This is a genomic window from Amycolatopsis kentuckyensis, from assembly GCF_002155975.1.
In the GTDB taxonomy this organism is placed as follows: Bacteria; Actinomycetota; Actinomycetes; order Mycobacteriales; family Pseudonocardiaceae; genus Amycolatopsis; species Amycolatopsis kentuckyensis.
In genome coordinates, this window is record NZ_MUMI01000030.1 from 19,517 (window position 1) to 31,515 (window position 11,999).

The 11,999-nt window shown below is 72.1% G+C and carries 7 protein-coding genes and 1 pseudogene; 6 read left to right on the top strand and 2 right to left on the bottom strand.

What is annotated here, in order from left to right; genetic code table 11:
- The first annotated feature begins 6 nt into the window (after positions 1–6).
- The 3 genes from CCN39_RS03300 (at position 7) to CCN39_RS03310 (ending at position 6,842) form a co-directional block, all read left to right on the top strand.
- The gene (locus tag CCN39_RS03300) at positions 7–3,381 is read left to right on the top strand and encodes an RICIN domain-containing protein (RefSeq protein ID WP_086838327.1); all 3,375 of its coding nucleotides are present in this window, start codon (positions 7–9) and stop codon (positions 3,379–3,381) included.
- A gap of 303 nt (positions 3,382–3,684) precedes the next feature.
- Positions 3,685–5,808, top strand: coding sequence for a transglycosylase domain-containing protein (locus CCN39_RS03305; protein WP_434781080.1), 2,124 nt, complete (start codon positions 3,685–3,687; stop codon positions 5,806–5,808).
- A gap of 62 nt (positions 5,809–5,870) precedes the next feature.
- Positions 5,871–6,842, top strand: coding sequence for a S8 family serine peptidase (locus CCN39_RS03310; RefSeq protein ID WP_086838329.1), 972 nt, complete (start codon positions 5,871–5,873; stop codon positions 6,840–6,842).
- Positions 6,843–6,885: 43 nt separating this feature from the next.
- Here CCN39_RS03310 and CCN39_RS03315 read toward each other — a convergent pair whose 3' ends face one another.
- On the bottom strand, positions 6,886–7,932 hold the full coding sequence (locus CCN39_RS03315; protein ID WP_086838330.1) for a Gfo/Idh/MocA family oxidoreductase: 1,047 nt from the start codon (positions 7,930–7,932) through the stop codon (positions 6,886–6,888).
- A 55-nt stretch (positions 7,933–7,987) separates the two neighbouring features.
- Here CCN39_RS03315 and CCN39_RS03320 point away from each other — a divergent pair, with 55 nt between their 5' ends.
- Complete coding sequence (locus tag CCN39_RS03320) at positions 7,988–9,046, top strand: ROK family transcriptional regulator (RefSeq protein ID WP_086838331.1); 1,059 nt, start codon at positions 7,988–7,990, stop codon at positions 9,044–9,046.
- Positions 9,047–9,094: 48 nt separating this feature from the next.
- Positions 9,095–10,645 carry a glycosyltransferase family 87 protein gene (locus CCN39_RS03325; RefSeq protein ID WP_086838332.1) on the top strand — a complete coding sequence of 517 codons (1,551 nt, stop codon included), beginning with the start codon at positions 9,095–9,097 and terminating at the stop codon, positions 10,643–10,645.
- Here the strand turns inward: CCN39_RS03325 and CCN39_RS03330 are convergent.
- Positions 10,642–11,415 (bottom strand): deoxyribonuclease IV, encoded by a 774-nt coding sequence (locus tag CCN39_RS03330; protein WP_167454966.1) that lies wholly within the window; start codon positions 11,413–11,415, stop codon positions 10,642–10,644. The genes CCN39_RS03325 and CCN39_RS03330 overlap by 4 nt on opposite strands.
- A 116-nt stretch (positions 11,416–11,531) precedes the next feature.
- Between CCN39_RS03330 and CCN39_RS03335 the strand changes: the two are divergent.
- A pseudogene (locus tag CCN39_RS03335) lies at positions 11,532–11,999 on the top strand (hypothetical protein); the annotation flags it as partial.

The following is an 11,999-nucleotide window of genomic DNA, read 5'->3' on the forward strand; positions in this document are numbered from 1 at the left end:
GAAGAAATGAGACGAAGCTGGCCGAAAGCCGCGGTCGCGGCACTGGCCTTCCTCACGGTGACGCCGATGCTGACCGCCGCGGCCGACCCCGACGCCGTCCCCACGCTCCCGCCCGGCGCGGTGCAGGCGAACACCACCCCGGCGCCACCCGTCGACCCGCCCGCCGTGGACCCCGGCAGGCGCGACGAACTGCTCGGCCAGGGCTGGCAGCGCTCCGGCGACCGGCTCTGGACGACCAGCAGCGACGCCTCCGGCTTCCACGTCCTGGTGGCCGAGGCCAAGACCGGCTACACCTGGCGCACCGCCGCCACCCTCGGCAAGCCGAACGCCGACGTCGACCAGTGGATCGGCAACGCCTGCGTGACCGGTTCCGGCCAGCGAGCCGTCGTCGTCTACGCGCCGCGCCGGTTCACCAACAAGGAAGCGCTGACCGGCCGCGGCGGCCTCACCGCCGTCGTCGACCTCACCACGGGGGCGGTCACCGACCTGCCGGTGCGCACCTCGCTCGCGTACTACAACCCGGGCTGCGGCGCCGGGGAAACCGCCGCGCTGACCCAGGAAGCCGACGAGGACCTCGGCAAGACCGGCGTGCTCGTCCTCGACGCCGCGACCGGGAAGCTGAGCCCGCGCAAGGAGTTCGCCGGCCAGGTCACCTCGGCGACGCCCACCGCGGGCGGCTTCGTCGTGGCGGACCGGCTGGGCCTGCTGAAGGTCGCCGACGACGGCGCCCGGACACGGCTCGTCAAGGACACCGGCGGCGTGCCGTTCGGCGTCCGCGCCGACTCGGCCGGCGGCGTCGTGTTCATGGACCGGGACAAGGACCGGGCCCGCGTCTTCCGCGTGGCGCCCGGCGCGGGCGGCAAGGCCGCCGTCACCGCGCTGGCCAGCGGCAAGTTCGGCGCGCTCGACGTCGCGAGCGGGGCAGGCGGCCGGGTGTTCATCACCGGCCGGACCGACACGCTCGCCGCGCTGCCCGCTCAGGTCCGGAAGCTGGACACGCCCGCCACCACCGAGGTCTCGACCCTCGGCGAGGCGGCGGTCACCCGCACCCAGACGCAGATCACCAACGCGGACCCGGCCGTGCCGGAGCGGGTGCACATCGAAAGCCGGAGCACGAAAACCGGCAAGGCGCTCGGCTTCAGCTTCAACCCGGGTTCGACGCCGAAGCCGCGCTGGAGCGACACGACCGACCCGGCCCGGACGTGTTCGGTGCCGCGCAACAACACCGGCGTGCAGGTCTACCAGCCCAAGCCGAAGCAGGTGGAGTGGGCGGCCGACATGGCGGTCAAGGGCCACCTCTTCGCGTCCCGCCCGGCGAACTGGAACGGCAACGGCCTCGGCGCCTACACCCCGCAGGGCATGTTCCCGCCGGTCGCGCTGTCGACCGGCGGCGAGGTGCCCGCGCAGATCATGCTCGGCATCCTCGGCCAGGAGTCGAACCTGTGGCAGGCCAGCCGGTACGCGCTGCCCGGCGAGACCGGCAACGCCCTGATCGGCAACTACTACGGCCTCGACATCTACGACGCCGACCCGGGCAACGACTGGGACATCCACTGGGACGACGCCGACTGCGGTTACGGCGTCTCGCAGATCACCGACGGCATGCGGCTGGCCGGGCACGCCAAGCCCGGTGAGACGCTGCTGCCGGCGAACCAGCAGATCGCGGCGGGCACCGACTACGCCGCGAACGTCGCCGCCGGGCTCCGGATCCTCGTCTCCAAGTGGAACCTGATGCAGAGCAACGGGATGAAGGTCAACAACAACGATCCGGCGAAGATCGAGAATTGGTTCTACGCGACCTGGGCGTACAACTCGGGTTACCACAACCCGGGCGAAGCGGGCACGAACGGCGCGTACGGGCTCGGCTGGCTGAACAACCCGGCCAACCCGCGCTACAACCCGAGCCGCCACCCGTTCGGCAGCGACCCGCACGACTTCGCGCACCCGCAGCAGTGGCCGTACGAGGAGAAGGTGCTCGGCTTCGCCACCTACCCGCCGAGCGGGTTCGAGGCCCCGGGTGTCGAGGTGCCGTTCTTCCGCGCGGCCTGGTGGAACACCGAGGGCTACCGGGCGGCGGCGGTCCCGGCACCGCAGCTGTTCTGCACCGGGGACAACGCCTGTGACTGGGGCTCGTCGCACACGCCGAACGCGCCCGAGGTCGCCGGTGAGCCCGCCGGTCCGTGCGCGCACACGAACAGTGCGGGGCAGTACGACCTCAAGTGCTGGGTGCACAGCGCACTCAACTACAAGTCCGACTGCGACAACGAGTGCGGGCACGAGTTCATCCGCTACGACTACCCGGACTTCGCGGCCGAACCGGCGAACGGGACCAGCTACCCGCCCGCCTGCAACACCGTCGGGCTGGCCGGGGACGCGCTGACCGTCGACGACGTGCCGGACGCGACCAAGCCGATCCAGAACCCGAACTGCAACGGGATCGGCAAGAGCTTCGGCAGCTTCGACTTCACGTTCGCCAAGGACGCGAACGGGTTCGAGTCGTCGAAGATCGACCTGCACCAGCTCGGCGGCGGCTACGGCTCGCACTTCTGGTTCAGCCACACCCGCGCCGACGGCGCCGAAGGCCGCAAGACCCAGATCACCGGCACCTGGACGTTCACCGCGATCGACGGCCTGGCCAGGGTCAAGGTGCACATCCCGGCGCACATGAGCGACGGCGGCACGGTGACCTACACGATCGACACGGCCAACGGCCCGGTCGCGGTCCGCGCGGCGCAGTCGACCAGCACCAACGGCTGGATGAACCTCGGCGTGTTCCCGTTCAAGGGCGTGCCGAAGGTCCACCTCGGCACGATCGACCAGACCGGCGACGGCACGGAGAAGGTCGCCTGGGACGCGGCCGCGCTCGAACCGGCGTACGGCACGGACGAGCAGGGCGACTACAACCCGGGCTTCCGCAACGACGGCTCGCAGATGTGCCTGATGCTGCGGGGCAACACCCCGGCCAACGGCGCGGTCGTCGAGCAGCGGACGTGCAACGCCTTCAGCACGAACTACTGGCACCTCAACGACCTGCGCACCGAAGGCAGCGGCACCGACCTGGTGCACATCGTGCAGATCGTCGACCGGGGCAGCCACCTATGCCTCACCGTCGCCGGCGGCAGCACGGCCAGCGGAGCCGGGATCGTCGAGGCGGCCTGCGACGTCAACGACGCAGCTCAGCAGTGGAGCTTCGGCGACCTGACGAACACCGAGTCGTTCGCGTCCGAGGGCCTGCACAACGTGAAGAGCGGTCTCTACGTCGGGCCGAAGGACTCGGCGAAGACGGAGGGCGCGCCGATGACCCAGCGGGCGCTCGACCTCGACGGCGACCACGTGCTCGACGACACGCAGTGGTGGAGGAAGTACATGGGCCAACCCTGATCGAGCGGGCCCGGCAGGCACTTCGCCCGCCGGGCCCGTTTTCGGTGAACCACCGCCGCCCGTGGTCCGTGTGGAGTGTCGAGGGGTCTGCGCCCGCGGCCCACTTGCGTACCCGAGGACGGCCCCGTGTACACCGACCGAAATCGCTCGAGGTCCGGCCGGAGGCCGGTTCCGCGTGGTCGCTACCAGCCACGCCGGCCCCTCCCGCCGCGGCTGGACGAACCGGACGAACCCACCGCCGGGCTCACCCCGGAGCCGGGGCCGGATCCACGCAAGCGCCGTCGCTGGAAGACGGTCCGCCGGGTGCTGTACGTGCTGTCCGGCCTGTTCTTCCTGGTCCCCGCGGTCGCCTTCGTGATCACGTACTTCGCCGTCGACGTGCCTTCGCCGGACACGGTCGCGCAGCAGCAGGGCCAGGCGGTCACCTACCTCTACGCCGACGGCACCGAGATGGGCAAGGACGTGCCCACCGGCGGGAACCGGCAGATCCTCGACCCGGCCCAGATCCCGGACGTCGTCAAGAAGGCCGTGATCGCCACCGAGGACGCGTCCTTCGAGACCAACTCCGGCTTCGACCTCTCCGGCATCCTGCGGGCCGCCTACAACCAGGCCACCGGCGGGTCCGGCGGCGGATCGACGATTTCGCAGCAGTACATCAAGAACGCTTCCGGCGACGACGCGCCGACGTTGACGCGCAAGTGGGTCGAGCTCGCGAAGTCGTTCAAGATGAACCAGACCTACGAGAAGGCGGACATCATCACCGCCTACCTCAACATCATCTACTTCGGCCGTGGCGCGTACGGCATCCAGTCGGCGGCGCAGGCGTACTTCGGCAAGGACGCCAACCAGCTGGACTACTCCGAAGCCGCGTTGCTCGCCGGGCTGATCCAGCAGCCGGGCCGGTCGGAGAACGCGACGGTCGCCCGCGACCGGTGGAGCACCGCCCTGGACCGGATGCAGCGCAACGGGTACCTCACCGCCGCCGACCGGAAGGCGGCGAAGTTCCCGACACCGGTCCCGCTCGTCGAATCGCGGCAGGGGAACACGCTCAACCCCTTCGTCAAGAAGCAGGTCAAGGCCGAGCTGGCCGCGGCGGGGATCCCCGAGGAGAAGTACTACTCGGGCGGGTTCCAGGTGTTCACGACGATCGACTCGAAGGCGCAGGAAGCCGCCGAGAAGGCCGTGGCCGAGGGCATGGCCGGCCAGACCGACGACCGCATCCTCGACGCGCTGGTCGCCGTCGACCCCAAGTCCGGTGGGGTGCTCGCCTACTACGGCGGCGCGGCGATCGTGAAGGGCCCGAACGGCGAGGACCAGGCCGGGCGCGACTGGGCGGACGAGCCGCACAACCCCGGGTCGTCGATGAAGCCGTTCGACCTCACGGCGTTCCTCAAGGGCGGCCGCGGGCTCAACGCGGTCTTCGACGGCCGCTCGCCGCGGACGTTCCCCGACGTGCCGCTGCCGGTGCGCAACGCCGGCACCAGCAGCAGCTGCTCCGAGCAGTGCACGGTCGCCGAAGCGATGCAGCGGTCCACCAACACCGTCTTCTACGACATGGTGCTCAACGTGACCAAGCCGGGCGGGGTGGCCGAAGCCGCGCAGGAGGCGGGCATCCGCACGAAGGACACCGGCGGCCGCAGCGTGCTGTTCACCGGGGACAACAACATCTCCATCGGCGGCGGCCAGACCGCGGTCACCCCGGCGGACATGGCCGCGGCCTACGCGACCTTCGCCGCCGGCGGCGTCCAGCACGGCCGCCACTTCGTGCAGAAGGTGACGAACTCCCAGGGGGAAACCGCCTACGAGGCCGACACGCGCGCGACGGACGCGTTCGCGGACAACGACCGCGCCCGGAGCAGGCAGATCGCCGGGAACGTGACCGCCGCGCTGGCGCCGGTGATCCCGTTCTCGCGGCTGACCTGCCCGGCCGGCCACGAGTGCGCGGGCAAGACCGGCACCCAGCAGCACACGCCCGGCGAAGACGAACCCGCGTCCGCGGCGAACACGAACTCGCAGACGTGGATGGTGGGCTACACGCCCTCGGTCTCGGCCGCGGTCTGGGTGGGCGGCGACGGCGACAAGGCCCTGCGCGGCCCGGCCGGCCAGCCGCTGACCCCGTCGGTGGTGGCCGGTCCGGTGTGGCAGCGGTTCATGCAGCTCTTCCTTTCCGGGAAACCGGCCGAGCGCTTCGACCGCGTCCAGGCGATCACCTCGCCGCAGGACGACCAGCTGCAGTTCCAGCTCCAGCAGCTGCAACAGCAACAGCAACAGCAGCAGGACGACCGCTTCACCATCGGGCGCGGCGGCAACAACCAGGACCAGCAACAGCAGCAGCAGAACCGCGTCCGGGGCAACGACCGGCGCGACGGCCGGGGTCCCGGCCGCGGCAACGGGAACGACACGGGCCAGGCGAACTTCGGCCCGTGACCACGCCGGTCTGACAAGATGATCGCGGGACGCCGGTCCCGCGATCGTCCGTCGGGAAGGCCATGCGGAAACTCGTTCCCCTCACGCTCGTCGCCCTGCTCACCCTGACGGCGACCGCGGCCGCCGCGGGACCGTACTGGACCGGACAGCTGGACCTGCCCCGGGCGTGGGCGCTCTCCGAAGGCGCCGGGGTGCGGGTCGGCCTGGTCGACACCGGGGTCGCCGCCGAAGCCGACCTCGACGGCGCGGTGCTCCCCGGCGCGGACTTCCCCGACCTCGGCGCGCCCGCGGGCGACGCCATCGGGCACGGGACGACCATGGCCCTGCTCATCGCCGGCCGCGGCACCGCGGGCACCCGCGGGGTCGCCCCGCAGGCGGAGATCCTGCCGGCCCGGCTGACCGGCGGCCCCGCGGACGCGGTCGCCGCCGTCCACTGGGCCGTGGACCAGGGCGCGAAGGTCGTCAACCTGTCCCTCGGTACCAATGGGCGGTCCACCGAGTACGACGAAGCCGTGAACTACGCCCGTGAGCACGACGTGGTCGTCGTCGCGGCGGCGGGCAACGCGGCGGAGGACCGCGAGGTGACCAGCCCGGCGGACCGGCCGGGCGTGCTGGCGGTGTCGGCGGTCGACCGGACCGGGAAGTTCCGCGACGACGTCAGCGTGTCCGGCCCGGAGGTGAGTTTCGCGGCACCGGGGGTCGACATCCCGACGTCCCGGCACGGCGAGAAGGCGCCGACTTCGGGCACGAGCCAGGCGGCCGCGATCGTGTCCGGCGTGGTCGCGCTCGTGCGGTCGCGGTACCCGGACCTGACCGCGGCGCAGGTCGCCGACCAGCTGGCCCGGACGGCGAAGGACCTCGGCCCGCCCGGGCGGGACAGCGAATACGGCTACGGCCTGGTCGACCCGGTGGCCGCGCTGGCCACCGAGCCGGCCGGCACCGGAACCCCGTGGTGGCTGCTCGCCCTGGGGGCGGTCGGCGGGGTCGCCGTGCTCGCCGCGGCCGTCCTGGTCATCCGGCGAAGGAGGCCGTGACCTCGGAGCTGGGGGTCACCGAGGTCACGGCCGGTCAGGGGGGTCAGAGCTCGACCACGGTGCCTTCGACGCCGGAGCGGTGGGCCGCTTCGATGACGCGCAGGGCCTCGACCGACGACGCCGGGTCGACCGGGAACTCGCCTTCGCCGCGCAGGGCGTCGCGCACCTGGGCGTAGAACTGCTCGTAGCGGCCGACCTCGGTGGGCACGGTCTCGATCTCCGGGCCGAGGCCGATCTTCCCGGCGTCCGCCGCGGGCTCGGTGCCCCAGCCGGCGTCGCCGGGGCGCAGGCCCGCCTTGATCTGCGGCTCCTGCACGTCGAGGCCGTACTTGGTGAACGTCGCCCGGTCGCCGAGGACGCGGAACCGGGGGTTCAGCGTGGCCGCGAGGGCGGTCGCCCAGAGGTGCGAGCGGACGCCGTTCGCGTGGTGCAGCGCGACGAAGACGTCGTCGTCGACCTGGACGCCGGCCCGGCGGCGGTCGACCTCCGCGTAGACGGCGGTGACCGGGCCGAACAGCTGCAGCGCCTGGTCGACGATGTGCGCGCCGAGGTCGTAGAGCAGGCCGCCGGCCTCGGCCGGGTCGCCGAACTCACGCCAGTTGTCCTTGGGCTTCGGCACCCAGCGGTCGTAGCGGGACTCGAAGCGGAACACCTCGCCGAGGCGCCCGGAGTCGAGGACCTTCCGCACGGTGAGGAAGTCGGAGTCGAGGCGCCGGTTCTGGAACACCGTCAGGCCGACTCCGGCCGCCTCGGCCGCGTCGACGACCCGCTGGGCCTCGGCCGCGGTCGGCGCGAACGGCTTGTCGACGACCACCGGCAAGCCGGCTTCGATCGCCCGCAGCGCGAGCGGCACGTGGGTGCGGTTCGGCGTGCTGACCACGACGAGGTCGAGGTCGCCCGCCCGCTCGAACAACGCGTCGGCGTCCGGGACGACCTCCGCGCCCGGGTGGTCGGTGCGCGCTTGGGCGGCGTTGCCCGACGTGGTGATCACCGCCGGGGTGAGCCCGGGCGTCGCCGCCACCAGGGGCGCGTGGAAGACGCGGCCCCCGATGCCGTACCCGAGGATGCCCACGCGCAAGTCGTCCGCCATGCCGCTATTAAACAACAGCGTTGCCTAACTGACCAGACGTGCGAAGATCCTGTCCATGGCGGACACCGGGGTGAACCTGCGCGACGTGCGCGCGCACAACCGCGCCCTGCTGCTCTCGCACATCCTCCGGGCCGGCGGCCTCAGCCGCGTCGAGCTCGCCGAACGCACCGGGCTCACCCAGCAGGCCGTCTCCAAAATCGTCCCCGAACTCCTCGACACCGGCCTGCTGGACGAGCAGCGGCAGCCGTCGGCCGGCGTCGGCAAACCCCGCACGGCCCTGCGCATCCGGGCCGGCGCCAGGCACGCGCTCGGCGCGCGTCTCGACCGTGACGAGTACCACGTGCTGCGCACCAACCTGGTCGGCGAGGTCGAGGAGACGGCGGGCGGCCCGCTGCCGCCCGGGTTCACGCCCGCGCAGGCCGTCGAGGCGATCGGGGCCACCGCGCTCGAGCTCGCCGACGGCTTCGACGTGCTCGGCCTCGGCCTCGGCGCGGTCGGCCCGCTGGACCACCGTGCCGGCCTGGTCCGCGACGCGACCAACATGCCCGGCTGGCACGACGTCCCCCTGCGGGAGCTGCTCGAGAAGCGCACCGGACTGCCGGTGACGCTGGACAAGAACACCAACGCCGCCGCGTTCGCCCGGCTCTGGCCGCACGGCGAGCCGACGGCGACCGCGGTGGTGCTCGTCGGCACCGGCATCGGCGTCGGCCTGCTGATCGACGGGCGGCTCTACCGCGGCCCGCGGACCAACGCGGGTGAGTTCGGGCACACCACGATCGCCTTCGACGGGCCGCGCTGCGCCTGCGGGCGACGCGGCTGCGTCGAGATCATGGCCAAGCGCGCACCGGACACCCGGGCCGCCGCCGGCTTCCTCGGCATCGGGCTCGCCGACCTGGTGCAGGTGCTCGACCTGGAGCGGATCGTGCTGGCCGGGCGGGCGGTCCGGGACGAGCCGGACGTCCACCGCGAAGCCGTCTCGGCCCGGCTCGGGGAACTGCTGCCGGTGCCGCACTGGCAGCGCATCGAGGTCGTCGAAGACCCCTCCGGCGAGGAGATCGTCACCCGCGGCGCGGCGGCGGAGGTCCTGGCCTCGTACTACGCGAATCCGGCGTGATCACCGGCTTCACCGCCGCGCGCGTCGATCACCGATACGATCCGCCTCGTGCCAGAGGAGACCACGCGGGAGCCGGAACCCGGCCCGGTGACGCTGACCAGGGCGGAACGGGTCGTCCCCAGCTGGAACGAGCCACTGGCCGCGGCGGTCACCAGACCACTCGGCGGCCCGCTCGGTGAGCACGCGGCGGTCGGCAGGCACTGGTTCTGGTCGCCCCAGCGCGTCGGGCTGCTGCTGGCCACGCTGGCGCTGATGCTGTGCTGGTTCGGCAAGGGCTCCTGCATCCAGCAGTACCAGGACGGCAACGGGAACACCCAGCTCGACTGGCGGGCGGGCCGCCCGTTCGTCGCCATGTGCTACTCCGACATCGTGCCGCTCTACGGCTCCGAGCGGCTCGACCGGCCGGGCACCTTCCCGTACTACACGTCGTGGAAGGAGAGCTCGCAGACCGCCGAGGACAACACCCGGTACATGGAGTACCCGGTGCTCACCGGCCTCTTCCAGTGGGCGAACGCGAAGCTCGCGGCGGGCTGGTACCACGTCGCCGAGTCCGGCTGGCTGCCCGGCGCGCTGCCGGTGGCGATCTACTTCGACATCACGGCGTTCTTCCTCGGGCTCGCCTGGCTCGTCACCGTCTGGGCGACCGGCCGGACCGTGAAACGCCGGCCGTGGGACATGGTCCTGGTCGCGATCTCGCCGCTGGTCCTCGTGCACGCCTTCACCAACTTCGACACGATCGCGACCGCGTTCACCGCCACCGGCCTGCTCGCCTGGGCGCGCAAACGCCCGCTGCTGGCCGGCGTCCTGCTCGGGCTGGGCGCGGCAGCGAAGCTCTACCCGCTCTTCCTGCTCGGCGTGCTGTTCGCGCTGTGCCTGCGCGCGGGCAAGCTGACGCCGTTCTGGAAGACCGCGGGCGCCACCGTCCTGACGTGGCTGGCGGTGAACGCCCCGTTCATCCTCACCGCGACCCGCGGCTGGTGGGAGTTCTTCCGGATGAGCACCCTGCGGCCGATGGACCCGGACTCGCTGTACAACGTCTTCTCGTACACCTCCGGCTGGGCCGGGTTCGACGGCGTGCTGCAGAAGAACCAGACACCGACGTACCTGAACATCACGGTGGCCGTGCTGTTCCTGGCCTGCTGCGCCGGGATCGCCTACCTCGCGCTCGCCGCGCCGCGCCGGCCGCGCGTCGGCCAGCTCGCGTTCCTCGTGGTGGCCGCGTTCCTGCTGACGAACAAGGTGTGGAGCCCGCAGTACTCGCTGTGGCTCGTCCCGCTGGCGGTGCTGGCGATCCCGCGCTGGCGGCTGCTGCTCGGCTGGATGCTGATCGACGCCGTCGTCTGGGTGCCGCGGATGTTCTACTACCTCGGCGTCGACCACAAGGGCCTGCCCGAGGGCTGGTTCCTGGGCACGGTCGTGGTCCGCGACCTCGCCGTCGTCGGGCTGTGCGTGCTGGTGGTCCGGGAGATCTACCGCCCGGCGACCGACCTGGTGCGGCTGGACGGCGAGGACGACCCGGCCGGCGGCTTCCTCGACGGCGCCCGGGACGTGATCATCCCGAACGCCACCCGGCGCCGCCGGCGGGCCGTGGCGGTCTAACCGAGCTGTTCGCGCAGGTAGGCGATGTCGGCGGCCTGACCGTCGGCCGGCGTCTCGACGACGACCGGGGCACCCGCCTCGCGGGCGACGGCGACCAGCACCTCGGGGTCGATCGTGCCCTCGCCTTCGACGACGTTGGCGTGCCGGTCGCGGGTCGAGCCGAACTCGTCGCGGGAGTTGTTGAGGTGCACCAGGTCGATCCGGCCGGTGATGGCCTTGACCTTTTCGACGGCGGTCGCGAGGTCCCAGCCCGCGGCGAACGCGTGGCAGGTGTCCAGGCAGAACCCGGCGCCGAACTCGCCGACCTTGTCCCACAGCCGGGCGATGACGTCGAGGTCGCGGGTCATCGCGTTCTCGCCGCCGGCGGTGTTCTCGATCAGGATCGGGACCTTGAAGCCGCCCTTCTCCTGCTCGCGCTCGAACAGCTTGCGCCAGTTGTCCAAGCCGGCCTCGACGTCGTCGTTCGCGCCGACGTGCCCGCCGTGCACGATCAGGCCCTTCGCGCCGATCGCGGCGGCGCCGTCCGCGTGCTGCGTGACGTTCTTCCGGGACGGGATCCGGATCCGGTTGTTCAGCGAAGCCACGTTGATGAGGTACGGCGAGTGGATGAACACCTCGACCGGGTCGGCCGCGATGGCCTCGCCGTGCGGGTGCGGCTTCGGGGCCTTCCAGCCCTGGGGGTCGGAGAGGAAGAACTGGACGACGTCGGCTTTGCGCTCGGCGACCGCGGTCAACGGGTCGTCGTCACGGACATGGGCGCCAATCAGCATGCCGAGCACGGTACTCCGGACCCCGATTCCGGCCGGTGAGCCCGGTTGGTGACGCTCGTGGAGTACCGTGAGCGCGTTCCGTGATCCAGATTTGGTCCGACTGCCGGAGGGGCATGATGGGGAAGCACGTCGCCCGGATCACCGCACTGGGGTTCACTCTCGCGGCGTCGGCCGCGCTCGCGGCGCCGGGCGTGGCGAGCGCCGACACGAGCCCGACGCTCGGCGGGAGCTGCGAGTCCACGCTGCAGCAGGGGAGTTCGTCCGGCCTGACGCTCGACGCCGGCGCCCCGCTGAACGCCCCGAACCAGCTCACCGTCGGCCTCGACTCGAGTTCGCGGAACACGGACGGCTCGGCACCCCTGCTCACGCTCCCCCTCGGCGACACGGTGAAGGCACTCGGCATCGGCCAGGTACCGCTGGTCGGCGACGCGGCGGCGAAGGGCGTCTGCCCGGCCGCGCAGGGCACGGTCAACGCGGTCGGCGGCCTGACGCAGGGCGTGGCTTCGCAGTTGCCGCCGCCGGCGCCCCAGCCGCCGAACCCGCCCCAGCCGGCGCCGCCCGGCCCGACGCCGCCGAGCCCGGGG

Coding starts and splice junctions, on each gene's coding strand:
- CCN39_RS03300 (WP_086838327.1), top strand. CDS start 7: ATGAGACGAAGCTGGCCGAAAGCCGCGGTCGCGGCACTGGCCTTCCTC.
- CCN39_RS03310 (WP_086838329.1), top strand. CDS start 5,871: ATGCGGAAACTCGTTCCCCTCACGCTCGTCGCCCTGCTCACCCTGACG.
- CCN39_RS03315 (WP_086838330.1), bottom strand. CDS start 7,932: ATGGCGGACGACTTGCGCGTGGGCATCCTCGGGTACGGCATCGGGGGC.
- CCN39_RS03320 (WP_086838331.1), top strand. CDS start 7,988: ATGGCGGACACCGGGGTGAACCTGCGCGACGTGCGCGCGCACAACCGC.
- CCN39_RS03330 (WP_167454966.1), bottom strand. CDS start 11,415: ATGCTGATTGGCGCCCATGTCCGTGACGACGACCCGTTGACCGCGGTC.